The 25,417-nt window shown below is 71.7% G+C and carries 23 protein-coding genes; 7 read left to right on the top strand and 16 right to left on the bottom strand.

Translation table 11 applies throughout. The features are described 5' to 3' along the window. Positions 1 to 124 precede the first annotated feature (124 nt). The 3 genes from QBJ89_RS09600 to QBJ89_RS09590 are packed head-to-tail and all read left to right on the top strand — an operon-like array spanning position 125 to position 1,670. Positions 125 to 781 carry an HAD-IA family hydrolase gene (locus QBJ89_RS09600; protein WP_277980294.1) on the top strand — a complete coding sequence of 219 codons (657 nt, stop codon included), beginning with the start codon at positions 125 to 127 and terminating at the stop codon, positions 779 to 781. Then, the gene (locus QBJ89_RS09595; RefSeq protein WP_277980293.1) at positions 769 to 993 is read left to right on the top strand and encodes a hypothetical protein; all 225 of its coding nucleotides are present in this window, start codon (positions 769 to 771) and stop codon (positions 991 to 993) included. The genes QBJ89_RS09600 and QBJ89_RS09595 overlap by 13 nt, the downstream gene beginning before the upstream one ends. Next, a complete protein-coding gene (locus QBJ89_RS09590; RefSeq protein ID WP_277980292.1) occupies positions 990 to 1,670 on the top strand; it encodes an ATP12 family chaperone protein in 681 nt (226 codons plus the stop codon). The genes QBJ89_RS09595 and QBJ89_RS09590 overlap by 4 nt, the downstream gene beginning before the upstream one ends. 146 nt (positions 1,671 to 1,816) lie before the next feature. Here the strand turns inward: QBJ89_RS09590 and gmk are convergent, their stop codons facing one another. From gmk to QBJ89_RS09575, 3 genes are all read right to left on the bottom strand, one after another. Then, positions 1,817 to 2,476, bottom strand: a complete 660-nt coding sequence (gmk, locus tag QBJ89_RS09585; protein WP_277980291.1) for a guanylate kinase — start codon at positions 2,474 to 2,476, stop codon at positions 1,817 to 1,819. Between the two features lie 195 nt (positions 2,477 to 2,671). Continuing rightward, positions 2,672 to 3,454 (bottom strand): metallophosphoesterase family protein, encoded by a 783-nt coding sequence (locus QBJ89_RS09580; RefSeq protein WP_277980290.1) that lies wholly within the window; start codon positions 3,452 to 3,454, stop codon positions 2,672 to 2,674. Next, positions 3,445 to 4,257 (bottom strand): hypothetical protein, encoded by an 813-nt coding sequence (locus QBJ89_RS09575; RefSeq protein WP_277980289.1) that lies wholly within the window; start codon positions 4,255 to 4,257, stop codon positions 3,445 to 3,447. The genes QBJ89_RS09580 and QBJ89_RS09575 overlap by 10 nt, the downstream gene beginning before the upstream one ends. Positions 4,258 to 4,298: 41 nt before the next feature. Between QBJ89_RS09575 and QBJ89_RS09570 the strand changes: the two genes are divergently transcribed. Further along, positions 4,299 to 5,159 (top strand): GntR family transcriptional regulator, encoded by an 861-nt coding sequence (locus QBJ89_RS09570; RefSeq protein WP_277980288.1) that lies wholly within the window; start codon positions 4,299 to 4,301, stop codon positions 5,157 to 5,159. Positions 5,160 to 5,177: 18 nt separating this feature from the next. Here QBJ89_RS09570 and QBJ89_RS09565 read toward each other — a convergent pair whose 3' ends face one another. The 8 genes from QBJ89_RS09565 to QBJ89_RS09530 all read right to left on the bottom strand — a co-directional run bounded on the left by QBJ89_RS09565 (position 5,178) and on the right by QBJ89_RS09530 (position 14,517). Further along, complete coding sequence (locus QBJ89_RS09565; protein WP_277980287.1) at positions 5,178 to 6,497, bottom strand: MFS transporter; 1,320 nt, start codon at positions 6,495 to 6,497, stop codon at positions 5,178 to 5,180. Next, the gene (locus QBJ89_RS09560; RefSeq protein WP_277980286.1) at positions 6,494 to 7,828 is read right to left on the bottom strand and encodes an amidohydrolase family protein; all 1,335 of its coding nucleotides are present in this window, start codon (positions 7,826 to 7,828) and stop codon (positions 6,494 to 6,496) included. The genes QBJ89_RS09565 and QBJ89_RS09560 overlap by 4 nt, the downstream gene beginning before the upstream one ends. 42 nt (positions 7,829 to 7,870) lie before the next feature. Next, on the bottom strand, positions 7,871 to 9,016 hold the full coding sequence (locus QBJ89_RS09555) for an L-lactate dehydrogenase (protein WP_277980285.1): 1,146 nt from the start codon (positions 9,014 to 9,016) through the stop codon (positions 7,871 to 7,873). Positions 9,017 to 9,023: 7 nt separating this feature from the next. Continuing rightward, entirely contained in the window at positions 9,024 to 9,800 is a 777-nt protein-coding gene (locus tag QBJ89_RS09550; RefSeq protein WP_277980284.1) for an enoyl-CoA hydratase, read from the bottom strand. Then, entirely contained in the window at positions 9,797 to 10,984 is a 1,188-nt protein-coding gene (locus QBJ89_RS09545; protein WP_277980283.1) for a CaiB/BaiF CoA transferase family protein, read from the bottom strand. The genes QBJ89_RS09550 and QBJ89_RS09545 overlap by 4 nt, the downstream gene beginning before the upstream one ends. 88 nt (positions 10,985 to 11,072) lie before the next feature. Next, positions 11,073 to 11,510 carry a c-type cytochrome gene (locus QBJ89_RS09540; RefSeq protein WP_277980282.1) on the bottom strand — a complete coding sequence of 146 codons (438 nt, stop codon included), beginning with the start codon at positions 11,508 to 11,510 and terminating at the stop codon, positions 11,073 to 11,075. A 23-nt stretch (positions 11,511 to 11,533) separates the two neighbouring features. After that, entirely contained in the window at positions 11,534 to 13,537 is a 2,004-nt protein-coding gene (locus tag QBJ89_RS09535) for a PQQ-binding-like beta-propeller repeat protein (RefSeq protein WP_277980281.1), read from the bottom strand. Between the two features lie 23 nt (positions 13,538 to 13,560). Further along, entirely contained in the window at positions 13,561 to 14,517 is a 957-nt protein-coding gene (locus QBJ89_RS09530) for a hypothetical protein (protein ID WP_277980280.1), read from the bottom strand. A gap of 140 nt (positions 14,518 to 14,657) precedes the next feature. Here QBJ89_RS09530 and QBJ89_RS09525 point away from each other — a divergent pair, with 140 nt between their 5' ends. The 3 genes from QBJ89_RS09525 to QBJ89_RS09515 all read left to right on the top strand — a co-directional run bounded on the left by QBJ89_RS09525 (position 14,658) and on the right by QBJ89_RS09515 (position 21,020). After that, positions 14,658 to 15,170 (top strand): CHRD domain-containing protein, encoded by a 513-nt coding sequence (locus QBJ89_RS09525; RefSeq protein ID WP_277980279.1) that lies wholly within the window; start codon positions 14,658 to 14,660, stop codon positions 15,168 to 15,170. A 2-nt stretch (positions 15,171 to 15,172) separates the two neighbouring features. Then, positions 15,173 to 17,461: a PQQ-binding-like beta-propeller repeat protein gene (locus tag QBJ89_RS09520; protein WP_277980278.1), complete on the top strand. Its 2,289-nt coding sequence runs from the start codon at positions 15,173 to 15,175 to the stop codon at positions 17,459 to 17,461. Positions 17,462 to 17,906: 445 nt separating this feature from the next. Continuing rightward, positions 17,907 to 21,020: a TonB-dependent receptor plug domain-containing protein gene (locus QBJ89_RS09515; RefSeq protein WP_277980277.1), complete on the top strand. Its 3,114-nt coding sequence runs from the start codon at positions 17,907 to 17,909 to the stop codon at positions 21,018 to 21,020. 99 nt (positions 21,021 to 21,119) lie between these two features. Here QBJ89_RS09515 and QBJ89_RS09510 read toward each other — a convergent pair whose 3' ends face one another. The 5 genes from QBJ89_RS09510 to QBJ89_RS09490 form a co-directional block, all read right to left on the bottom strand. Next, positions 21,120 to 22,625 (bottom strand): nucleoside hydrolase-like domain-containing protein, encoded by a 1,506-nt coding sequence (locus QBJ89_RS09510; RefSeq protein WP_277980276.1) that lies wholly within the window; start codon positions 22,623 to 22,625, stop codon positions 21,120 to 21,122. Positions 22,626 to 22,665: 40 nt separating this feature from the next. Then, on the bottom strand, positions 22,666 to 22,860 hold the full coding sequence (locus tag QBJ89_RS09505) for a hypothetical protein (RefSeq protein ID WP_431522525.1): 195 nt from the start codon (positions 22,858 to 22,860) through the stop codon (positions 22,666 to 22,668). 36 nt (positions 22,861 to 22,896) lie between these two features. After that, a complete protein-coding gene (locus tag QBJ89_RS09500; protein WP_277980275.1) occupies positions 22,897 to 23,481 on the bottom strand; it encodes an FMN-binding negative transcriptional regulator in 585 nt (194 codons plus the stop codon). Continuing rightward, positions 23,478 to 24,449 (bottom strand): alpha/beta hydrolase, encoded by a 972-nt coding sequence (locus tag QBJ89_RS09495; protein WP_277980274.1) that lies wholly within the window; start codon positions 24,447 to 24,449, stop codon positions 23,478 to 23,480. Before QBJ89_RS09495 ends, QBJ89_RS09500 begins: the two co-directional genes overlap by 4 nt. A 127-nt stretch (positions 24,450 to 24,576) precedes the next feature. Next, the gene (locus QBJ89_RS09490; protein WP_277980273.1) at positions 24,577 to 25,329 is read right to left on the bottom strand and encodes an AraC family transcriptional regulator; all 753 of its coding nucleotides are present in this window, start codon (positions 25,327 to 25,329) and stop codon (positions 24,577 to 24,579) included. Positions 25,330 to 25,417: the final 88 nt, after the last annotated feature.

Here is a 25,417-nt window from a genome sequence, read left to right as displayed (position 1 = left end):
ACCATATTCGTTCCCACCTACGAAGAGGTTAACGAGCGCCCCGCCGCGACCCGCGCACGCCTCGCCGCTGCGCCGCAGCATGAAACGGGCTGGCGCTTGCGGCACGCCCGGCCTAAGCGCGCTCATGCCCCCACGTCTCGCCGTATTCGACTGCGACGGCACGCTCGTCGACAGCCAGGCCAATATCTGCCGCGCGATGGAGGCCGCCTTCGCCGGCGCCGGCCTGCCCGCGCCCGCGCGCGAATCGATCCGCGGCATCGTCGGGCTCAGCCTGATCGAGGCGATGGCGGTGCTCGCGCCCGCGGCCGGCCCGGCGCGGCACGCGGCGCTCGCCGAGGACTATAAGGTCGCCTTTCAGCGCATGCGCGCCGAGGCGGCGCTCGATCCCGAGCCGCTGTATCACGGGCTGGTCGACGCGCTCGACACGCTCGCGAGCGCGGACTGGCGGCTCGGCGTCGCCACCGGCAAGTCCGATCGCGGCCTCGCGCTGCTGCTCGCGCACCATGGCCTGACCGAGCGGTTCGTCACGCTGCAAACCGCCGACCGTCACCCGTCCAAGCCGCACCCCTCGATGCTCCTTGCAGCGATGGCGCAGGCCGGGGCGGCGCCCCATATGACGGTGATGATCGGCGACACCAGCTTCGACATGGCGATGGCCCGTGCCGCGGGCGTGCGCGCGATCGGCGTCACCTGGGGCTATCATCGCGAGGAGGCGCTGTGGGCGGCAGGCGCCGACGCGGTGGCGCGGCGCTGCGACGAGCTCGCCGGGTGCTGCGCGTGAGCGCGCCGAGCGACCCCGCCTTCGCGCGCTGGTTCGCCATCGCGGGCGTGCGGCTGGCGACGAGCTTCGGCGCGATCCTCGGCGTGGTGCTGCTCGGCCGCGCCGAGACGCTGGCGCCGCGGCTGCTCGGCGTGGCGATCGTGCTGTCGGCGCTGTGGGTGATGGCGACGGTGCCGCGCGCACTGGCGGCGCGGTGGCGGAGCGAGCGATGAGGCGCTTCTGGCGCGAGGTGGTGGTCGACGCCGAGCGCGTCGTCCGGCTCGACGAGCGGCCGGTGCGCACCCCCGGGCGCGTGCCGCTGGCGCTGCCGAGCGCCGCGCTGGCGGCGCTGGTGGCGGACGAGTGGCGCGCGGTGGGCGAGACGCTCGACCCGCGCGCGATGCCGCTGACCGGGCTCGCCAACGCCGCGATCGACCGGATCGCACCCGCGCGTGCCGACTTCGCTGCGGGCCTTGCGCGCTACGCCGAGAGCGACCTGCTCTGCTATCGCGCCGATACCCCTGCCGCGCTGGTCGAGCGCCAGGCCGCCGCCTGGGACCCGCTGCTCGCCTGGGCGCGCGACCGCTATGACGTGCATTTCGAACTGGTCGCTGGCGTGATGCACCGCGCCCAGCCCGCGGAGACGCTGGCGCGGCTCGGCGAGGCGGTGGCGAGCCGCGACGCCTTCGCGCTCGCCGCGCTGTCGCCGCTGGTGACCGTGACGGGCACGTTGGTAGGCGCGCTCGCGCTCGCGGAGGGCGCAGTGTCGGCCGAGACGCTGTGGGACGCGGCCACGCTCGACGAGCGCTGGCAGGCCGAGCACTGGGGCGACGACCCACTCGCCGCCGCGGCGACCGCGGCGCGCCGGCGCGACTATGACGCGGGCGTGGCGTTCCTGGCGGCGCTGTAGAAGCCGTCGTCCGAAAATCGCATCGTGCTCCGGCGCACGCTCGAGCCCAAAGCAACGAGGGTGGCGCCCGCGACTCTGGTGCTCCTGCGTGCGCGGGAGCACGGCCGTTTCACCGCGGACACGCTATCGCGCGCCGCCCGCCCCCCTCACCCCGCCGGCGTGCGCAGCTTGCGGATGAAGCCGATCAGCCCGGTCTGGCGCGAGCGCTTGAGCCGCTCCGCCGCGAGGATCGTCTTGACCTTGGCGAAGCAGCTCTCGACCTCGTCGTTGACGAGGACATAGTCGTAGCCGTCCCAGTGGCTGATCTCGGCGTCGGCGCGTGCCATGCGCCGGTCGATGATTTCCTGCGCGTCGGTGGCGCGACCCTCGAGCCGGCGGCGCAGCTCCTCCATCGACGGCGGCAGGATGAACACGCGCACCACGTCGCCGCCCGCGATCTGGTGGAGCTGCTGCGCACCCTGCCAGTCGATGTCGAACAGCACGTCCTTGCCCGCCGCCAGCATCGCCTCGACCGGCGCGCGCGGCGTGCCGTAGCGCTGGTCGAACACGTGCGCCCACTCGAGGAACTCGTGGTTCGACGCCATCTCCCGGAAGCGGTCGAGCGAGACGAAATGATAGTCGCGCCCGTCCTGCTCGCCGCGCCGCATCGCGCGCGTGGTGGCGGACACCGACAGTGACAGCTCGGACTCGCTCGCCAGCAACATCCGCGCGATCGTCGACTTGCCCGCGCCCGAGGGCGAGGAGAGGACGAACAGCACGCCGCGGCGCTTCATCTGGTGCGGGTCGGCGGGGGTGGCGGAATCCATGCCGGCTGATGCCCCGCGGGGTCGCGGCGCGTCAAGGCAAAGCGTCCGCGCGCACCAGCGGCTTAGAAGCCCCACTGGCTTTATTGTAGGGGCAGCGTGCTCCTGCGGGAGCAGGTGTCCGGGGCCCCCGGCGACTCCCCCGCGGCCCTCAGCTTCGGCGTGCGCCGGCGCACAAGGCGGTCGCGACCGACCTGTCTAGCCGGCGGCGACCGCCTGGACGACCGCCAGCCCGTCCCGGTCGATCCGCAGCGCGGAGAGCACGCCGGTCTCATAAGCGCCGGTGTCGAGCCCGATCCGGTGCGGCAGCAGCACCGGCCGCTCGCTCGCCCAGGTATGACCGTGCACCACGATCGTCTCGGCGGGACGCGGATGTTCGAGGAAATCGTCGCGGATCCACAGCAGGTCGTCGCGCTGCTGCGCGCGCAGCGACACGCCCGGCCGCACGCCGGCGTGAACGAAGGTATAGTCGCCGACGCGCACCATCGGCTCGAGCCGCTCGAGCAGGCGGAAATGCGCCACCGGCATGACGTCGAACAGGCGATCACGCAGCGCGGTGAGCGCGGCGGCGTCGGGCACCTCTTCCTCCGGGGGCGCAATGCCGTAGGAGCGCAGCGTCTCCGAGCCGCCGTAGCGCAGCCATTGGCCGTGCGCCGCGGGCCGCTCCATGAACAAGCGGAACATCGCCTCGTGGTTGCCCTCGAGCAGCCGCGCGGTGATCGCGCTGGAGCGCGCCAGCCACGCCAGCGCGGCGAGCACCTTGGCCGAGTCGGGACCGCGGTCGACATAGTCGCCCAGCAGCACCAGCACCGGGGCGACGCCGGGGGAGCGCTCGGCGGCGTCGCTCGCCACCCAGGCGAGCAGAGCGTGGAGATGGTCGTAGCAGCCGTGCACGTCGCCGATCGCGTAGAGCGGCCGGTCGCCGGCGCGCGCCCCCGCGGAGGCGGCGTGGCGCTCGTGGCGCAGCGTGATCAGCGCCACGTGCTCCGCTCGTCCCCGCGCAGGTCCTCGCCCGGGTCGGTGGCGAGCATGCGGAGGTCGGCGGCGACCATGCCGTAGACGCGCAACGCCTCGCGCGGCCGGTCGCGCCCGACGCGGCGCGCGCGCAGCCATTCGCCGCGATAGTCGCGCAGCAGCCGCGCGCTCACCCCCGCTTGCGTCGCCTCGTTGTAGGCTGCGGCGACCTCGCCGTCGGCGTCGTAGAGCCGCTCAGCCGCGCAATAGCGATCGTCGAGGCAGCGCTCGCCGCGCAGCGCCACTGGCCGCACGCTCGGCGCCGCGGGCGAGCGCGGCGCCGCGGCGAAGCGCGTCGGCGCGGCGCTTCGCGGCGGAGCGGTGTAGCGCGACGGAGCGGGCGGCACCTTGGGTGGTCCCGCGGTCGGAGCGGCGGCATATCGCGTGGGGGCCGGCGCCACGGCGCGTACGGGGTCGACGAAGGACGGCACCGGCTCGGGCGCGGCGGCGAGCGCGGTCGCGGGCGGGGCGACCGACAGCACCGGCGCGGGCGTTCCCGGCGTCGGAAGGGCGCGCGCGGTGGCGCGCACCGGCGCGGTGGCGCCGTGCGGCGGCACCACCGGCCCGACCGCGCTGGTGCCGGCGAGCACCCCGGCGGTCACCGCCACGGCCAGCCCGGCCGCACCGAGCGCGAGCGAGCGCCCCCGCCGTCCGGACCGCACGGGCAACGGCCGTGGCGGGGGCGCGGCCGTGGGTCGGATGCCCGGCCCGAACAGCGCGGCCATGTCCTCGGCCACGTCGCGGCCAGCGATACGGTCTGGGTCAGTCATGACGTCGTTCCTGCCTTCATGCCACTGAACCGACGCTGTATGTGGGCGGATCCGTCGACAGTCGCGGGCTCGAGCGGCGCGACGACGAGCGGGCGCACGTCGATCAGTCGTCCATGCTTGCCGATCGCCGCCGGTTTGCCGTTGTCGACACGTTCGGCTATGAGCATGCAATGTCCGCCGAGGCTCCTCCCGTCGACGTCCGTGCGCCTGCCCGCAAGGGCGACCGACATCAAGAGGCGGTCACGCTGCTGCGCCGGATGATCCTCTCCGGCGAGCTCGCTCCGGGCGAACCGCTGCGCGAGGTCGCGCTCAGCGAGCAGTTCGGCACGTCGCGCACGCCGGTTCGCGAGGCATTGCGGACGCTGGCGGCGGAAGGGTTGGTGACGCTGCTGCCCAACCGGACGGTGCAGGTCAGCCAGCTCGACGAACAGGCCGCCTCCGACGTGTTCAGCGTGCTCGGCGCGCTCGAGTCGCTCGCGGCGCGGCTCGCGTGCGAGCGGATGCGGCCCGAGGACATGGAGGTGCTGGCCGAGCTGCACGGCGATCTGGCGCATTATTTCGAGGTGCGGGATCGGCCGCGCTATCTCGAGGCCAACCGGCTGATCCACGAGCATATCGTCGAGTCCTCGGGCAATATCTCTTTGGTGTTGGCGTGGCGGCTGCTGCTGCCGCGGGCCGAGCGCGCGCGCCACGTCAGCACGCTCGATCATGCGCGCTGGGCCGAGGCCTTCCAGGAGCATGTCGAGATCGAGCGCGCCTTTCGCGCGCGCGACGCCGGCGCGATCGCGCGGCTGATGGAAGCGCATTTCGACAATGGCGCCGCCAGCATCCAGGAAGCGCGCAAGCGCGCCCGGCGCGAGCAGCGGTCGCGCGCGTATAAGAGCGCGCCCGGCGCCGAGTGACGCCCCCGCCGCGCGGATTCAGCCGGCGTCGCGATAGAGCAGCCGCGACGCGTCGATCCGCAGGAACAGCAGCCCGCCCAGCGCCGACAGCGCGGCGAGCACGTACATGGCCGCGTTCCACCCGCTCCAGTGGAGGATATAGCCGGTGATCACCGCCGCGAGCGCGCCGCCGATGTTGCCGAACGTGTTCATCACCGCGGACACCGATCCGGCATAGACCCCGCCCACGTCGAGCGTCAGCGCCCAGGAGACACCGACCGTCAGCTCGAGACCGAACACCGCGAGCGCGAACCAGGCGACGCTCACCAGCGGCGAGGCGCTCAGCACGCCGGCCGGGATCGCCACCGCGGCGAGCGCGAAGCCCACCACCGCGACCGCGCGCCGCGCCGAGGTGACGCGCCCGGTGCGTCGCAGCAGGCGGTCCGACACCCAGCCCCCCGCCACGTCGCCGATCACGCCCGCCATCAGCGGCAGGCTGGCGAACAGCCCCATCCGCGCCAGCTCAAAATCGCGCACCTCGCCGAGATACTTGGGGAACCACGTCAGGAAGATGTTGATCGAATAGGCGTAGCAGAAATACATCGCCGAGATCAGCCAGAGCTGCGGCTGCGCCAGGATGCGCCGCCACGGCACCCGCGCCGTCGCCCCCGCCGCGGTCTGCGGCGCCAGCGCCGCCGCGATCATCTCGCGCTCGGCCGCGTTGGTGCCGGCGTGATCCTGCGGCCGGTCGCGGTAATAGCCGAACCACACCGCGGCCCAGACCAGCCCCAGCCCGGCGAAGATCAGGAACGGCGCGCGCCAGCCGAAGTGGATCATCAGCCATACCACCAGCAGCGGCGTCAGCGCCGCGCCGAGCCGCGCGCCCGCGTGCGTCACGCCCTGCGCGAAGCCGCGCTCCGACGGCAGCATCCAGCGGCTGAGCGAGCGCGTCGCATTGGGAAAGGCGCCCGCCTCGCCGCAGCCGAACAGGAAGCGACACGCGATCAGCGAGCCCATGCTCCACGTCGCGGTCGTCAGCGCGGTGAAGCTCGACCACCATACCACCACCGCGGTGAGCACGCGGCGCGGGCCGAAGCGATCGCCGAGCCAGCCGCCGGGGATCTGGAACAGCGCGTAGCCGATCTGGAACACGCCCAGCACCCAGCCCCAGGCGCGGTCGCCGATGCCATATTCCTGCTGGATCATCGGCCCGGTCACCGAGATGACCACGCGGTCCATATAGGTGATCATATAGGCCAGCACGGTGAGCCACAGCACGACGTGGCGCACCCGCGTCGGACGCATCGCCGCGGTGGAGCTCGCCGGCGCCGGCGCCGCGGCGAGCGGCACCCCGCTCATCGGACCGACGGCACCTTGCTGCCGCCGACATAGACCGCGGCGATGCGGCGGCTGTTGCGGACGTCGCGCGTCGGATCGGCGTCGAGCACGACGAAATCGGCGAGGCGGCCGGGGGCGATCACGCCGCGGTCGCCCGTGCCGAGCCACTCCGCCGAGCGGCCGGTCGCGGCGTGGATCGCCTGCGCCGGGGTGAAGCCCGCCTTCACCAGCTGCTCCAGCTCCCAATGTTCCGAATAGCCCGGCAGCCGCCCCGGCGGCCCCGCGTCGGTGCCGAAGCCGTAGCGCACGCCCGCGCGCGCCAACGCCATCTCATTGTCGCGCGCCTGCTCGTCGATCCGGGGCAGCGCGGGATAGATGCGGCTCGATGCGATCGACTTCTCGCGCTCGGGGCTCTCCAGCCCGGCGATCGTGGCGGGATCGGCGGCCTGGCGGAAGAACGGGTCGCGCGTGCGCGGATTGTCCGCGGCGAAGGCATAGACCGCGGCCTCGCGGCTCAACGTCCCGGCACCCTGCCACACGCCGCGCGCCTTCATCGCGCCGATCAGCTCGGCATCGACGGGCTTGTCGCGGACGCTGTGCATGAAACCGTCGATCCCCTGCGCCACCAGCATCTTGGCGTCGGCGAGATAGAAGACGTGGGCGAGCACGCGCTTGCCGCGGCGGTGGCCGGCGTCGATGATCGCCTTGCTGATCGCATAGGGCATCTTCGGCATGGCGCCGAGTTCGTCGTCCATCCACAGCTTGATGTAGTCGACGCCCTTGCGCGCCTGCGTGTCGACCTCGGCGGCGGCCTCCTCGGGCGTGGCGACGGGATGGTTGATCCCCGGCACGCCGCCATAGCCGCCCTTGAACACCAGCCCCTGCCCCGCGGTCAGCAGCCGCGCCATCGTCTGGGGGCCGCCCCGGCCGGCGTCGCGGATGGCGAGCACGCTGTCCTTGTCGGTGCCCATCGACTGCACTGTCGTCACCCCGAAGGCGGCATAGGTGCGCAGGTCGCGTCGCACCGACTCGGGCGTGAAATAGTCGGCCTTCTGGACGAGATCGCGCACCGTGCCGATGTGGATGTGCAGGTCGATGATACCAGGCATCAGATACTTGCCGCCGAGGTCGACGGTGCGCACGCCGCGCCGCTGCGGTGCCTTGCGCTGCGCGCCGACCCAGCGGATCCGCGCGTCGTCGACCAGCATCGCCTGCCCCGCGCGCGGCGCCGCGCCGGTGCCGTCGATCAGCGTGAAGCCGCGGTAGAGCACCGGCTCGGCCCGCGCCGCGCCCGTCAGCAGCAGCGCCGCGAGCGGCGCCCACCGCGCCGCACCCGTGATCGTCCGTCGCATCGTCATCCTCCCAGGCTGTTCCAGCATCAAGCGGCGAGTCGCTCAGCGCGGCGGCGCGACCAGCACGTCGCGCCCCACCGCCGTCGCGTCGCGCTGCCCCGCCAGCGCCATCGCGACCGCCAACTCGTGGCGCAGCAGCGCGAGCATCCGCGTCACCCCCGCCCCGCCCTGCGCGCCGAGCGCATAGGCCCAGGCGCGCCCGAGCAGCACGCCGCGCGCGCCGAGCGCCAGCGCGCGCAGGATGTCGGTGCCCGAGCGGATGCCGCCGTCCATCAGCACCTCGGCGCGGCCGTCGACCGCCGCCACCACGCGCGGCAGCGCCGCAATCGCGGAGGGCGCGCCGTCGAGCTGGCGACCGCCATGGTTGGAAACGATGATCGACTCCGCCCCGGCGGCGACCGCGTCGCGCGCGTCTTCGGCGTCGAGCACGCCCTTGATGACGAGCCGCCCGCGCCAATGCCGGCGCAGCCAGTCGAGGTCGGCCCAGGTGACCGAAGCGTCGAAGTTGCGGCTGACCCAGGCGGTGAACTCGGCCAGCCCCGCGCCGCCCGGCATCTTGGCGGCGTAATTGCCGAGCGTATGCGGCCGGCCGCGCACGCCGACGTCCCACGCCCACGCCGGATGGCGCGCGATCTCCACCGCGCGCCGCAGCCGCGCCGCCGCGCCCTGGTCGCCGGTCAGGCCGGTGCGTACGTCGCGACGCCGCGGGCTGTGCACGATCAGGTCGACCGTCAGCACCAGCGTCTCGACCCCCAGCGCGGCGGTGCGCGCCAGCAGGTCCTCCATGAAGCCGCGGTCCTTGATGATGTAGAGCTGGAGCATCACCGGCGCCGCCGCGGCCACCTCCTCGATCCCGCAGCAGGATGAGGAGGAGAGGATGAACGGCACGCCCGCCGCCGCCGCCGCGCGCGCCGCCTGGACCTCGCCGCGGCGCGCGTACAGCCCGGCGAGCCCGATCGGCGCGAGCGCCACCGGGAAGTCCGCCGCCTGCCCCATCAGCGTCGTGCCCAGGCTGAGCCCGTCGACGTCGCGCATCACGCGCTGGCGCAGCTTGAGCGCGGCGAGATCGGCGGTGTTGGCGCGCAGCGTCTCCTCGGCATAGGAGCCGCCGTCGATATATTCGAACAGGAAGTCGGGCAGGCGCCGCCGCGCCATCGCGCGGAAATCGTCGATCGAGGCGGCGATCATCGCAGGGTCACGCGCCGCGCCACTGCGGCGTGTCCTTGGCGAGGAAAGCGCGCACGCCCTCGGCGAAATCGACGCTGCCGTAGACGCGCGCGATCAGGTCGCTGATGTCGGGCTGCGCGGCGACGGCGGCGCGGCGGATCGCCTCCTTGCTCACCGCCATCGTCAGCGGCGCATGCGCGAGCAGCCGCTCGACCAGCGCGGCAACGATGGCGTCGATCTCACCGGGCGCGACCACCGCGTTGACCAGCCCGAGCGCGTGCAGCTCCGCCGCGTCGACGATCTCGGCACCGAGCAGCAGCCGCTTCGCCATCGCCACGCCGGCATGCTGGACCAGCCGGCCGTAGCCGCGCGCGGACAGGCAGTTGCCGATCGTCCGCGCGAGCGGCGAACCGAAGCGCGCGCCCGCGGCGGCGACGCGAAAGTCGCTCGCGAAGGCCAGCGCCAGCCCGCCGCCGACCGCCCAGCCGTCGACGATCGCGATCACCGGCTGCGGCAGCGCCTCGACCGCGCCGACATAGCCGTCCATCTCCGCCTCATAGGCGACACCCTGTTCGCCCCCGGTGAAGTCGCGGAAGCCGGCGATGTCGGTGCCCGAGACGAACGCCTTGCCGCCCGCGCCGCGCAGCGTGACCACGCGCACCTCGCGGTCGGCGGCGATCGCGGCGCAGGCGTCGCCGAGGCCGCGCCACATGTCCCAGGTGAGCGCGTTATAGGCGGCGGGGCGGTCGAAGGTGATGCGTGCGACCGCGCCCTGCTTCTCGTAGCGGGTGACGCCCGCGCTCACGCCGTCGCGCCCTGCGCCAGCCGGCCCGCCGCGCGCAACTCGCCGCGGATCTCGTCGCCGTGCTGGTCCAGCAGCGGCGGGGGATAGCGGACCTGCTGCGGCGTCGCCGACAGCTTCACCGGGAAGCCGAGCGCCTTGATGCTGCCCTCCACCGGATGCGGAATGTCCTGCACCATCGCGCGCGCCTGCGCGTGCGCGCTGGTGGTCGACTGCGCGTAATCGAGGATCGGCCCGGCCGGCACGCCCGCGGCGAGCAGCGCGTCGACCCAGTCGGCGACGGTGCGCGCGCGGAAGCTGGGACGCAGCAGCTCGATCAGCTCGCGCGCCTTGCCGACGCGCGCGCTATTGTCGAGGAAGCGCGGGTCGTCCGCCAGCTCGGCGCGATCGATCACGCCGAGCAGCGCGAGCCAGAGCTTCTGGTTGGCGGCGGCGAAGACGAACCAGCCGTCCGCCGCCTCCACTGCCTGATAGGGCGCGGACATGCGGTTGGCGCTGCCGAGCGGGCGCGGGCTTTTGCCGGTGCCCCACAGCTCCGCGGTCTCCCATACCGACAGGCCGAGCGCGGCCTCGAACAGCGAGGCGGTGACGAGCTGCCCTTCGCCGGTGCGCTCGCGCACGAACAGCGCGGACAGGATGCCATAAGCCGCGAACAGCGCCGAGCCGAGATCGCCCACCGGCGTGGTGTTCTTGACCGGCTCGGCGTCGGGAAGGCCCACGGCGCTGATCAGCCCCGACATCGCCTGCGCGATCAGGTCGTAGCCGGGCCGCGTCGCCCAGGGTCCGCTCGCGCCGAAGCCCGAGATGCTCGCGTAGATCAGCCGCGGGTTGCGCGCGCGCAGCGTCTCATAGCCCATGCCCAGCCGCGCCGCGACGCCGGGACGCCCGTTCTCGACCAGCACGTCGGCGGTGTCGACCAGCGCGTAGAAGGTGTCGCGGTCGGCCGCGTCCTTGAGGTCGAGCACGATGCTGCGCTTGTTGCGGTTGAGCGCGAGGAAGCCGGGGCTGTCCTCGCCCTTGAGCCGGAATCCCATCGAGCGGCGCGAGCTGTCGCCGACGTGCGGCGGCTCCACCTTGATGACGTCGGCGCCCATGTCGCCCAGCAGCATGCAGCAGAACGGCCCCGCCATCACCTGCGACACGTCGAGCACCCGGATCCCTGCCAGTGGCTGATCGCCCGTCGTCATCCCCGCCCCGCTCCCCGGCGCCAGTGTGTACTCATCTTATGCACCTTGCATACAATGTCCGCGAGCGGCGGCAAGGGTCGGTGGGCGCTCACGCCCCCGGCTTGTCCTGCGTGATCGCGATCGCGCCGAGCGCCCCCGCATCGCTCGGCAGCTCCGCCGCGCCCGCGGGGAAGCCGTTCTTCGACAGGATCATCGCCTCGACGTCGGCCACCTTGGCGGCGCCGAGCGAGTTGGGATTGTCGAACGGCATGGTCGTCTTGATGCGGGTGAACAGCGCCGCCGCGGTCTGGCCGTTCCAATTGGCGAGGAAGCCGCTGCCCGCCAGCGCCGGCGCCTGGTCGTTGCCGCCGAGCGCGTCGCCGTGGCAGCTCGCGCAGCTGGCGGCATAGACCGCGGCGCCGCGCTGCACCTGCGCCGCGCTGTAGACGCCGCCCCAGACGCTTCGGGGCGCGGCCTGCGACAGCGCGACGGCCGGCAGCGCGACCAGCGCGACAGCGAGCGACGGGCGGAGCGACGGATGGGTCATGCGCACCTCTGGGGACGGGCCGCTCATGCGGCGGGGAGACGGAAGGCGACCAGCTCGCTGCTGTACGCGCCGCCGCCGATCGCGATGACGAGGTACTGGCGCTGGTCGAGCATGTAGGTCATCGGCGCGCCGGTCTGGCCCGCGGGCATGTAGACCGCGCCCTTCTGCTCGCCGCTGGCCTTGTCATAGGCGCACAGCATCGCGCCGCGGCGCCCGTCGGGCAGCGTGAAGACGCCGGGCTCGCCGCAGATCACCAGCGTCTTCGTCACCAGCGGCCCGACATTGCCCGCGCGCCCTGTCTTCGGGATCGTCAAGCCCTTGAGCTTGGGATGATTGCGCACCGTGTCGGGGGTCTCGCCGTGCGCCACCTGCCAGAGATGCGCACCGCGCTTGAGGTCGATCGCGGTGAGGCGACCATAGGGCGGCTTGAGCAGCGGCAGCCCCTCCACCGTCAGCGCGCCATAGGTGTGGTCGCCGCGGCGCGGCGCGTCGGGCATGCCGCGCACGTTGATGACCGCGAAGTCGGAGCGCTTCGGGTCGTCGTTGGGCAGCTCGCTCATCACGTCGGCCACGGTCTTGGAATAGACGTAGACCACGCCCGTCTCGGGGTCGGCGCCACCGCCGGGCCAGTTGGTGCCGCCGGTCAGGTTGGGCGCGGTGAGCGTGCCCCAGGTGCCCTCGCGGTCGAACATCGAGGCCGGGGTGAAGAGCGGGCCGCGGCGATAGTTCTTCGCCAGCGCCAGCGCCTTGGCGCGCAGCTCCGGGGTGAAGTCGATCAGGTCGTCGTCGCCGACGCCCTGGACGTCGTACGCGGCCGGGCGCGACGGGATCGGCTGGGTCGGCGCGTACCACTCGCCGGGCACGTCGCCCTTGGCGACCTTGCGCTCGGGGATCGGCCAGATCGGCTTCCCCGTGGCGCGGTCGAGCACGTAGAGGAAGCCCTGCTTGGTGGGCTGCGCCAGCAGCTGCCGCATGCGCTCGCCGACCGGCACGTCGAGCAGCATCGCGGCGCAGGGAATGTCATAGTCCCACAGCCCGTGATGGACGAGCTGATAGTGCCACTTGCGCTCGCCGCTATCGAGATCGACCGCGACGATGCTCTCGCCGAACAGCCCCGGCCCGCGGCGATACTGGCCGCCGACGTCGCCGGTCGGCAGCTCGATGCCGAGATAGGCGAGGTTGAGCGCGGGATCGGCCGAGATCTGGCACCACATGCCGGCGTTGCCGATCGTCGCGGTGCCGTCGAGCCAGGTGTCATAGCCGAACTCGCCCGGGCGCGGGATGGTGTGGAAGATCCACTTCCGTCGTCCGGTGCGCGCGTCGTAGCCGCGCACATAGCCGCGAACGTTGTCGCGCGTCCTGGGCACGTTGCCCGCGGTATGCGCGGCGCCGACCACGACCGTGTCCTTGGCGACGAGCGGGGTCGAGTTGAGCCCGACGTCGCCCTCGATCAGGTCGATCTCCTGGTCGAACCCGGTCTTGAGATCGACCACGCCGTCGCTGCCGAAGTCGGGGACGCGCTGGCCGGTGCGCGGGTCGAGCGCGATCAGCCGATAGCCGATCGTCACGTAGAGCAGCCGCTCCTCCTTGCCGTCGGTCCAGTAGGACACGCCGCGCCCGGAGAGCTGGCGCGGCGCCTTGCGCGCGCGCTCGCCCTCGTCCTCGCGGTGGATCCACAGCAGCTCGCCGGTCGCGGCATCGAGCGCGACCACGTCGCGGCGCGACCCCGCGGTGGAGTAGATCACGCCGTTGACCACCAGCGGCGTCGCCTCGAGCTGATAGTCGGGGCGTGCGCCGAGCGAGTCGGTGCGGAAGCGCCACGCCACCTCAAGGCTGTCGAAATTCGCCGCGTTGATCTGGTCGAGCGCGGCGTAGCGCGTGCTCGCCAGATCGTTGGCATAGTGCAGCCAGTCGGTGTCGCCGGGAACGCGCCGCCGCGCGCTGACCTGCGCCGCCGCGAACGGCGCGCGCAGCGCCAGCAGCGTGAGCGGCGGCAGCGCCAGCAGCGCGCGTCGGGTGAAGCGCATCGCGCGATCCCCTGCCGGCCGCCTCAGTGCGCCGGCTCGAAATTGTGGAGGATGACGGGGCGCGGGTTGATCGGGATGCGCGTCGACATCGGCGCGCTGGGATCGTTGCCGGCGCGGTGCCAGCGCCCGCGCACCGCGGTCACGACGTCGCCCGGCTCGGAAGTGAAATAGGGAAAGCCCTCGATCTTGTAGCCGATCTTGCCTTCCATGATGAACCAGAACTCGGTCCATTCGGTGTGGAAATGGCCCTTGTTGGTGTCGGGCGGCACCGCGTCCGCGGCCTTGCCGCGCAGGATGTTCGAGGTCCAGTGATCGTCCCACACGAACTTGCCGTTGTACGGCTTGTCGCCGACCGCGATCGTCTTGAAGAAATCGACGTAGATCGGGTTGGTATCGCGATCCTTCGCCGGGCCGGGGTTGCCCATCACCTTGACATAGGTGCGGCCCTTGACCGGATCGGGGGTCTCGCTGGCGGGGTAGAGCGGCGCGGTGCCGGCCTGGCGCACCTCGAACCAGACGGCCGGCTGCTGCCCGACATTCTCCACCGAATAGACGTGGCGGAACGGCACGCTGACCATGAAGCCCTTGGTCGCGGTGAAGGGCTCGGTGCCGTCGATCGTCACGCGCAGGCTGCCGTCCCACACGATGAACATGATGCGGTCGTCGGCAAAGAAGCGCGGCTTGGTCTTCTTGCCCGCACCGAGCGAGACATAATCGGCGTCCTGCTCGGGATTGCGCACCACGGGATGGACCCAGTCGCTCTGGCCGCGATGCGTCGCACGGATGTCGGCGAGCTTCCAATGGACCTTGTTGGGGGCGGCGTAGGCGGTCGGCTGCGTGGGCTTGGGCGCCCAATACTCGCCCGGCATCTTGGGCTGGGTTACCGGCATCGGATCCTCGCGGCCGGAGAATTGGGCGGAGGCGGCGACGCCGCCGGCGAGCGCCACGACCGCGCCGCCCAGGTACAGCAACCCTTTCATCCCACTCTCCTTTTTGCGACGCTGCCCGTAGGCGCGCCGTTTGTATGGACAGGCGCAATCTTGTATGCGATCTGAAACCACGTCAAGCACACTGACGATGATCATCGTCAGGGCGAGGCAGGGCGGCGGGGAGGATCGGAATGCGCTGGACGCTGGCGGGGCTGTTACTGACCGCGATCCTCGCCGCCCCGCTGCCGGCCGCCGACTATCAGGCCGATCTCGGCCCGATGCCGCTCGACGACGAAACCAAGGCGGTGATCGCCGGCCGCGGCGAGGCGGAGGCACGGCTCGACGGCGCGCGGCTGACGGTCAGCGGGCGCTTCCGCGGACTGCCCTCGCGCGCCACCGCGGCGCACCTGCTGATCGGGCCCGCGATCGGCGTGCCGGGCAGCAAGGCGCTGGCGCTCACCGTGAGCGGCGACACCGACGGGACGATCGCGGGCCGCTACCGGCTGAGCAAGGCGCAGGCCGCGGCGCTGCGCACCGGGCGGCTGTACGTCCAGGTCGACAGCGAGAAGGCGCCGCCGGGCTATAGCTGGGGGCCGAAGGGGACCTTGTGGGGCTGGCTGCTCCCCGCGCATGCGCGCGCCACCCCCGGCGAGCCGCAACGCGGCGCCTGGTTCCTGCCCCAGCTCGACACGCCGCGGCGCTGACCATGCGACACTTGGCCCCTTATGCCCGCGCCCGCACCGCGCTCCTGCTCGCCGTCGCCGGCGCCACGCTCGCGGGCACGATCGCGGTCGCGCAGCAGCCCGGCGGGCTCTTCACCCGCGCGCAGGTCGCCGCGGGACGCAGCGCCTATGCCGAGCAATGCGCCGCCTGCCACCAGCCCGACCTCGCCGGCGCCACCGACGCGCCCGCGCTGACCGGCGCCTCGTTCAACGCCGTCTGGGGCAAGCGCGCGGTCGCGTCGCTGTACAGCAAGATCCACGCCTCGATGCCGTACGGCCGCGGCGCCAGCCTCGACGACGCAACCTATGACGCGATCGTCGCCTATATCCTCTACGCCAATGGTGCGCCCGCGGGCGCCACGCCGCTCGACCGGCAGGCGACAACCCTGCTCGGCGCGGTGGCGAGCGGGAAGCCGCCCGCGGACGCCTTTGCCGCCGCCCCCGACGCTACCACCGCCACCGGCGCGCCTGCGGGCAGCACCGCCTCGCAGGAGGCGCAGATCGGCGGCGCCAAGGAAGCCGCCCCCGCCAACGGCCCCGGCGGCGCCGCCGCGCCGGCCACCTCGGCAGGCTTCGCCGCGCCGGGGCAGAAGGTGAAATATGCCGATCCCGGCCGCTTCGTGCTGCCGAGCAGGCCGGGGCTGAGCCTCAAGGGCGCGATCGCCGACTATCGCCCCGTCACCGACTCGATGCTGCGCGACCCGCCGCCGGGCGACTGGCTGATGTTCCGCCGCAACTACCAGGGGTGGAGCTACAGCCCGCTGGCGCAGATCGACACGGGCAACGTCGCGCGGCTCCAGCTCAAGTGGATGTGGTCCATGCCCGAGAACGGCACGATGGAGGACACGCCCATCGTCCACGACGGGATCATGTACATGTGGGGCGTCGGCAACGTCATCCAGGCGCTCGACGCGCGCGACGGCGAGCTGCTGTGGGAGAACCGGCTCGGCCCCTTCCCCACCAGCGCCGGGCCCGGCCCGTCCTCGGTGGAGACGCGCGCGATGGGGCTGTGGGGCACCAACCTCTACGTCAACACGCCCGAGGGCTGGGTCTATGCGCTCGACGCGCGGAGCGGCGAGGAGGTGTGGAAGACGCACATCACCGACGAGAAGCCCGGCGTCGGCCGCTCCACCGGCGGCCTGATCATCATCAAGGGCAAGGTGATCGTCGGCATGACCAATTGCGGGCGCAAGGGCACGCCCGACCATTGCTACATCAGCGCCTACGACGCCGCGACGGGGAAGCGCGACTGGACCTTCACCACCGTCGCGCTGACCGGCCAGCCCGGCGGCGACAGCTGGGGCGCGCTGCCCGACGACGAGCGCAAGGGATCGGAGACCTGGATCGCGGGCACCTACGATCCCGAGCTCGACACCACCTACTGGGGCACCGCGCAGGGCAAGCCGTGGCGCCGCGACGAGCGCGGCTCCGCCACGGGGGCGACCGATTACGCCAACTCGACGCTTGCGCTCGATCCCGCCACGGGCAAGCTGCGCTGGTGGTTCAACCATGCCCCGGGCGAGACCTTCGACCTCGACGAGGTGTTCGAGCGCGTGCTGGTCGATCACGGCGCGCGCAAGTCGCTCTACACGATCGGCAAGGCCGGCATCCTGTGGCAGCTCGACCGCGCCAGCGGCAAATTCCTGGGCGCGACCGAGACCGTGTTCCAGAACGTCTTCACGCGGATCGACCCGGTGACCGGCCGGCCGAGCTACCGCGACGACGTGGTCAAGCAGCAGTCCGACCAGTGGCTCGCCTCCTGCCCCGGACCGGAGGGCGGGCACAATTGGCAGGCGATGAGCTATCACCAGCCGAGCGACGCGCTGGTGATCCCGCTCAGCCAGAGCTGCGTGCTGATGCTCGGCAACGGCAGCCAGGTCTATTACGAGATGCCCGGCACCGGCGGCAATCTGGGTCGGCTCTCGGCCTATCGCGCGCGCGACCGCGCGCCGCTGTGGACCGTCCAGCAGCGCGCGCCCTTCCTCACCTCGGTGGTGTCGACCGCGGGCAATCTCGCCTTCGTCGGTGATTTCGACCGCGTCTTCCGCGCGGTCGACGTGCGCACCGGCGAGACATTGTGGAAGACGCGGCTGGGCACCACGGTGCAGGGCTTTCCCGTCTCCTTCGCGGTCGACGGCCAGCAATATGTCGCGGTCACCACCGCGCTTGGCGGCGGCAGCCCGCAGCTCAAGCCGGGCACGATGCTGACCGAGGTGCATCGCCCGATCACCGGCTATGCCGTCTATGTCTTCGGGCTGCCGCAGGCGAGATGACCGTCACCGCCTGGGTCGTCCGCGCGGCTCGGCGCCATCGCTGCGCCGGCATCGGGCGCGGCCGGTGATGAGGCACTCTCGAGCAGCTTGAGCTGCTCCGCTATTGACGAGGCGGTCAGACCAATCCCTTTGTCTTCGGGCGCAATCGCTAACGCCGCTACATGCAGGTGCAGGAGCAAGGCACGCGGCGGTGGATTGCCCTCTCCAGCGAGCCGCACCGCATTGTAAGAAACGACGGTGCACACACTGCAACTTTTCTGTCGACAATGATGCAAATCTGTCAGACAACTCGGGGGACGGAGAGGATCAGGTCGGCGACGCTCGGCCGGCGGCATCTGTTCGAGCGGAACGACCGCCGGACACATCGGGTCACCGATACGCCGCGAGAGCGTCGACCTGCTTCGCCCATGAACGGGAGAGGGGTCTGGACATGATGGCGTTCGAGATGAAGCTTCGGCGTGGCACCATTGCGTGTCGCCGCGGCACACTGATGGCGGCGAGCGGTGTGGCACTCGCGATGGCGCTGGCGATGCCGGCACAGGCACAGACCGAGCCCGCGACTCAGACGCCCCCCTCGCCGACGACCCAGCCCGGCTCGGCGGCGGCGACGCCGTCGGGCGCCGACCCCGCCACCGCCGACAGCGCCGCCACGGTCGACCAGCCCGATCCCGCCGCCGAACCGGGCAGCGACATCATCGTCACGGGCTCGCGCATCACCTCGAGCGGCTTCAACGCGCCGACCCCGACCCAGGTCATCGGCGCGGCCGATCTGCAGCGGCTGGCGCAGCCCAACATCTTCAACGCGGTCACGCAGCTGCCGTCCCTTCAGGGATCGACCGGGCGCGCCACCTCGGTGGGCAGCACGTCGAGCGGCATCCAGGGGCTGAGCTCCTTCTCGCTGCGCGGGCTTGGCGCGATCCGCACGCTGACGCTGCTCGACGGCCAGCGCTTCGTCGGCGCCAATTACTCGGGCGTGCCCGATGTCAGCCAGTTCCCGCAGCTGCTCGTGCAGCGCGTCGACGTCGTCAACGGCGGCGCCTCGGCGTCCTACGGGTCGGACGCGGTCGGCGGCGTGGTCAACTTCATCACCGACAAGCGCTTCAAGGGCTTCAAGGCGAACGTCCAGGGCAGCATCACCACTTATGGTGACGACGCCGGCGTCACCGCGCAGGCGGCCTGGGGCAACAGCTATTACGAGGATCGCCTCCACGTCGTGGTCAGCGCCGAATATGGCCGGCAGGGCGGCGTGCCCAACCCGGGCTTCGGCATCGTCGGCGCCAACGGCCGCGACTGGTACAATTCGCCCGCCTTCGTCCAGACCGGCGTGACCAACACGCCCGCGGGCCAGCCGCGCATCTTCTACATCCAGAACGCGCAGCAATATCAATATTCGAAGTTCGGCCTGATCACCTCCGGCCCGCTCCAGGGCATTGCGTTCGGCGCCAACGGCCAGCCCTATCAGTTCCAGTACGGCTCCAACGGCGTACCCACCGGGACCGGCGCGGTGACCGGCTGCACGCCCTCCTTCTGCTCGGGTGGCGACACCAGCGGCGTGGTCGGCGCGGGCACCAGCCTCGCCTCCAAGCTGGAGCGCTATAACTACTACTCGCGCGTCGGCTTCGACTTCGCGCCCAACAACGAGGTGTACTTCTCGTTCAACGGGTCGCGCGTCAGCTCGGAGAACTCGCCCAACCCGGGCTACGCCCAGCAGGCCAATCTGACGATCCAGTGCGGCCTCAACAACGCGAACGCCAATCCGTTCGTGCCGCAGTCGATCCAGCAGGCCTGCACCAACGCGGGCATCACCCAGTTCCAGTACGGCTCGGCGCTGGCGCAGCTCGGCGACTTCATCGAGGTCAAGCCGGTGCGCACCAACCTGCGCTACGTCGTCGGCGCCAACGGCAAGTTCCGCGGTCTCGGCACCGAGTGGAGCTATGACGCTTACTACGAATACGGGCGCAACTACACCGACCTCCACGTCGACAACATGCTCAACATCTCGCGCTTCCGTGCGGCCTACCAGGCGGTGCGGCTGCCCAACGGCACGATCGGCTGCGCCAATGCAGCGGCGCGCGCCGCCGGCTGCGTCCCGCTCAACATCATCGGCGACGGCGGCGTGACCGAGGCCGCGCTCAACTACGTCAAGCCAGCGATCGGCCCCTATCAGCACACCTGGTCGACGCAGAACGCCGGCGCGATCAGCTTCAACGGCCAGCCGGTCTCGACCTGGGCGGGCCCGCTGTCGATCGCCTTCGGCTATGAATATCGTCGCGAATGGTACCGCACCAAGGCCGATCCCTACGGCAACGGCGTCAGCGCGGAGAACCCGAACACCAGCGACTATCCCGCCGACCCGACGCAGAACACGCGCACCGGCGGCAATTGGTACGCCGGCAACTACAAGAACGGCACGGGCCGGTACAACGTGCACGAGGGCTTCCTCGAGCTCGACATCCCCATCTCGAACGAGGACCAGATCGGCCGCGCCAACATCAACGCCGGCATCCGCCAGACGCGCTACAGCACCTCGGGCTGGATCACGAGCTGGAAGGTCGGCGGCACCTGGGACACGCCGCTCACCGGCATCAAGCTGCGCGGCGTGACCTCGCGCGACGTGCGCGCGCCCAATCTGTCCGAGCTGTTCCGCACGCCGACCTTCGCCAACGCCACCTTCCTCGATCCGCGCGCGCCCGGCAGCTCGCCGACCGCGGGGCAGTTCGTCCAGGCGCCGTCGAACACGATCGGCAACACCGCGCTGAAGCCGGAGACCTCGCGCAACACCACCGGCGGCATCGTCTTCGACGGCGCCGCCGCCGGGTTCCTGCCGGGCTTCAGCGCTTCGTTCGACTATTACAACATCAAGGTGGAAGGCATCATCACGCCGTTCACCGGCCAGTCGGCGATCAACCAATGCTTCCTGCAGAACATCGCGCAGTTCTGCTCCTCCTTCAATCTCGACACCGCCGCCGGGCCACTGTTCGTCAACGAGCAGCTGTTCAACTTCGCGCGCGTCCGCACCAACGGCTTCGACATCGAGGCGAGCTATCGCCGGCCGTTGAGCGGGATCGGCATGCCCGGCTCGTTCACCATCCGCGGCCTCGCCACGCGCACGCTGCATTATACCGAGACGTCCGGGCTGCCCGGCACGATCCCGACCGAACAGGCCGGCAACAATCGCGGCAACGTGCCCGACTGGAAGGTGTTCGCGATCCAGAGCTGGGACACGGACGACTTCTCGCTGTCGGTGACCGAGCGCTGGTTCTCGGACGGCGTCTACTCGAACGAATATATCGAGTGCGATCCGGGCAGCTGCCCCGCTCCCGACCCGACCGGCAACATCTCCACGATCAGCGACAACACGATGCCGGGCGCGCTGTACGTCGACTTGGGCGGCTCGTTCAACATCAGCAAGAGCATTTCCGCTTACGCCAAGGTGGACAATCTCTTCAACAAGGCGCCCGAACCCTCGCCGCAGAACGGCGTGACCTACGGGTTCAACCCGGTGTTGTACGACGTGCTCGGCCGCACCTTCCGTCTCGGCCTGCGCCTCACCCTCTAGGCCGCTTCCCCTTGGCCTTGCCCTGGCTCCCGAGGACATTCCTCGGGAGCCAATTTTTGTTCTCGAAGGCACGCGCGGCCGCGGCCGGGCGTCCCGCTCTCAGCGGCTCACCGACAGGATGATCCGGCGGTAGCTGGTCAGGCTCGGCAAGCCGTCATCGGTCACCTCCAGCACGACGTGGATCGTGCCGCGATCGCACTTCGCCGCGCGCGTCGGCCACGGCGCGTCGCAGAGCCGCGTCGGCGTGATCGCAGCAATCGCGCGGTCCGCGCCCGCGATCGTCACCACCGCGGACCGCTGCCCCGCGGGCTGCCCCGCCTCGGGATAGGCGTACCAGCGGTAGCGCAGCCGACCGCGGTCGGGATCCGCGCTGGCGCTCGCGTCGAGCCGCAGCGTCTGCCCCAGCCGGACGTCGCGCCGCACCGTCGCCGTGCCGGTATCGCCGTCGATGGCGGCGAGCGGAGCGTGATTGGCGCCGCTCCAGGGGCGGTACGTCCAGGCCATCCGTGCCGCGAAATCATGCTGGAAGGCAGTGCGCCAGCGCCAGATCGTCGCCTGATCCGAGACGTGGGACCGGCCGTCGCGGCCGAACACCGTGTCGCGCGAGCTCAGCCGCAGCGTGTCGTCGCTGCCCTGCGTCCAGATCGCGCGGGTCTCGCCGGCGGGACGGCGAAGCACGTAGCGCCCGCCCCAGCCGCCCCAGTCGGGCTGGTCCTGGCGGTTGAGCCCGTTCGGGATCAGTCCGAGAAAGGCCGGCGTGTCGCCTTCCATGATATAGGCAAAGCGCAGGTAATGCCGGGCGAGCGGCCGGTCGCCGCGGATGTGACGGTCGAGCCAGCCATTGGTCACCGTGCGCGCGTCGGCCCCCGCGCCGTTGCGGTAGAAGACATCGCCGCTGATCCCGGTCCAGGTCGCCGCCGCATAGTCACCGCTGTCCTGCGACGAGGGCGAGACGATGAAGAACAGGTCGGGGAACTCGCGCCGGATCCACGCGCCCGAATCGTCCTGGTCGGCAATGGCATAGACGCGCAGCCGCGACACGAACGCGCGCAGCGCGTCGGGCGATCGCGTCCGCCGCACGTCGTAGAGCGCCTGCGCCAACGCGTTGGTGCCGCCCCAGGCGCTGATCCACAGCGGCCGCGCGTCGGCGCGGTCGGCCGCGGCGATGATCGCGCGGGACGCCGCGGAGGCATGGCCCTCGCCCACCCCCGCCATGCCATAAAGGGGAACCCCCTCGACGACGCGCCCGAGCAGTTCGTCCGCGGTCGGCCATCCCCGGGCGTGGCGCACCAGCTGCGGGCGCACGGCGCCATAGTCCGCGACGATCGCACGCAGCGTGGGCGCGTTCGTCGTGGTGCGCAGCCAGGTCGAGGTGACCGCGGCGAGCCCCTCGATGTCGATCGCCTGCGCGTAGAGCAGCAGGCGGACGAGCGACATCTGGTCGTCCGGCTCGTTGCCGATGTCGGTCAGGACGAAGAGGCGCGCCCGGTCGGTCGGCTGCGGCACCAGCGCGGCCACGGCGTCCCGCGGCGCCGGCGCCGCGGCGGACGACATCGCCGCAACCACAGCCATGCCGGCAGCGAGGGGAAGGCGCGGGATCGTCATCGGGGGGAACGTCGCACACCCCGGGCGGTAGCCCGTGCTATCATCGCCTGTCCCGCGCAAGGCGGTCGTCGCCGCGCGGCGACGTCGCGACGGAACCGCGCGCGCCGACGATGCGCAGCACCGCCAGGTCGGCGGTAACGTTGCCGAGCGTGCGGAAGATGTCGGGCACCGTCCCGATCGCCAGCAGCAACGGGAGCAGCCCGGCGAGGATCCGCGCCGAGGGACCGCTCAGCACGCGGGCGTGATCGCGTTCGATCGGGCCGGGGCGCGGTCAGCGCGCATCGTCGGGACGGTTCCTCAGCATGGCGGCGACCAGCGCCGCGTCGGTGTGCCCGGCGACGATCTCGGCGAAGGTCGCCGCGCGCTCGTCCTGGCCCAGCTTGAACTGCGGCTCGCACGAGACGATCCGCGCGCGGAAGGCGACGACGTGGCGCGCGAGCGCGTCGAAGCGCGCGCCCATCTGCTCGGGCCGCCACCCGCCGGCGGGCTCGAGCTGCGCGGCGAGGCGGCGCAGCGCGTCCTCGGTTTCTTCCGGCACGAAGGCGAGCGTGGCGACGATCCGCAGCGCGGCGTAATTCCACGTCGCGCCCCAGGTCGCATTCGACACCAGCCGCGGCGAGACATAGCCCTCGGGGCCGCGGAACAGGATCAGCGCCTGCGGGTCACGCTCGAACGCGGCGACCTGCGGGTTGCGGCGGGGATAATGGCCGACCAGCGCCACCGGCGTGCCCTCGGCGTCACACTCGGCGATGAGCGGGAGCAGCGTGGCGTCGCGGTCGTCCGATACCACCCAGGCGAGCGGGTGGTCGCGGATCAGCCTGCCGATCTCGTCCGGCGAGAGCGGGACGAAGCTCACGCCGGCGCGTGCCCCAGCGTCGCCGCGAGCCAGCGCGCGGCGTCGTCGAACGCCGCGTCGGCCAGCGGCGAGACCGACACCGCCTCGAGGAAGCTGTGCGTCGCGCCGGGGTAGACGCACGCCTCGACCGCGACCCCGGCGGCATGGAGCCGCTCGGCCATGGCGCGGTTGGCGTCGGCGAGGATGTCGCACTCGGGGATCGTCACGAAGGTCGGCGGCAGGCCGGTCAGGTCGGCGCGCGCGGGAACCACCAGAGGGTCGTCGAGCGTCGCGGGCTCACCGGCATAGTCGCGCCAGAACCGGTCCATCTCCGCGATCGTCAGCATATAGGCCGGCCCGTCGTAGCGCGCGTAGCTCGGCGAGGGCGCGGGATCGAAGGCGCCATAGTTGAGCAGCAGCGCGGCGGGCAGCGGCTCGCCCAGCGCGCGCAGCCGCAAGCTCATCGCCACCGCGAGATTGCCACCGGCCGAGTCGCCGCCCACCGCGATCCGGTCCGCGGCGATGCCGTGCGCGGCCGCACCGGCGCGCAGCTGGCGATAGGCCGCGACCACCTCGTCGAGCGCGACCGGGAAGCGCGCCTCGGGCGACAGGCTATAGTCTATCCCGACCACCACCACGTCGGCGCGCGCGGCATATTCGCGCATCAAGCGATCGTGCGTGTCGATGCTGAACATCGTCCAGCCGCCGCCATGCACATACAGCAGCGCCGGTCGCGGCGTGCGGCTCGTGCTCGGATAATGGAAGCGCGCGCGGCAGCCGGCGAGCGTGCCGTCGCGCGTCTCGGCCATGACCGGCCCGCCGGCGCGCCACGGCGCGCGCACCACCTCCGCGGCGGCGCGGCGCTCGGGCAGCGGCAGCGCGGCGAAGTCGGAGAACTGCCCGTAGCCGTGGTTGAGCGCGACGACGAAGCGCCGGATATCGGGATCGACGTCGTCGTGCGCGGCGAGCGCCTCGCTGGTGAGAGTCATGCGTCCTGCTCCTCGCGCGGGCGCTCGCGGCCCGTCACGCTGTTTCGTTCTCGCCCGTCGCTCTCGCACGGAGTCGTGCCTGCCGCCCCTATGCGCGCGGGCCGATGATGCGCGCGTGCGGGCCGCGTCACGGCAACGCGTAGAGGCTGGGCGGCACGCCATAGGCGCGGCGGAACATCGCGGTGAAGGCGCTGGGGCTGTCATAGCCGACGTCGAACGCGATCGTCGTGACGGAGCGCCCCGCCGCCATCAGCGACAGCGCCTCCATCAGCCGTACCTGCTGCCGCCACACCGCCAGCCCCATCCCGGTCTCGCGCTTGAACGCGCGCGTGAAGGTGCGCCGCCCCATGCCCGCGACGCGCGCCCAATCGTCGACGTCGCGGTCGTCCGCGGGCTGGGCCAGGATCGCGCGGCAGACGCGCAGCAGGCGCGCGTCGGCCGGCATCACCGCGCCATAGGGCGCCAGCGGCATGGCGGCGATCTCGTCGAGCAGCACCGCGACGATGCGCCCGGCGTGGCCGTTCGCGTCATAGTCCGCGCCGAACGACACGACCTTGAGGATCAGCGCCTTGAGGAAGTCGCTCACCTCGATCACGCGACACGGCGGCGGATCGGGGTAGAGCGCGGGGTCGACGTAGAGCGTGCGCAGCGACACCGGACCGCGGCACGACACCTCGTGGCGCTGCCCCGCCGGCAGCCACAAGGCGCGCTGCGGCGGCACGACGAAGCTGGTCGCCGGCGTCTCCACCGACATCACGCCCGAGCAGGCGTACAGCACCTGGATCCAGTCGTGCGCGTGCATCGGGTCGACGAAGCCGGCGCCATATTCGTCGGTGAGCCCGCGCACCGGCGGTGCCGCGCGGCCGCCCGGCCCGGTCACGATGCTGGCTGCCCCATCGTCGCGAAGCTGCCACGCGCGTCGCGCCGGGACAAGCCCGTCATACCGGCTTGCCGCGATGGCCGCCGCC

The sequence above is a fragment of the Sphingomonas phyllosphaerae genome (assembly GCF_029623345.1).
GTDB classification, from domain to species: Bacteria; Pseudomonadota; Alphaproteobacteria; order Sphingomonadales; family Sphingomonadaceae; genus Sphingomonas; species Sphingomonas phyllosphaerae_C.
This window is presented reverse-complemented; position numbering and strand designations above follow the sequence as displayed.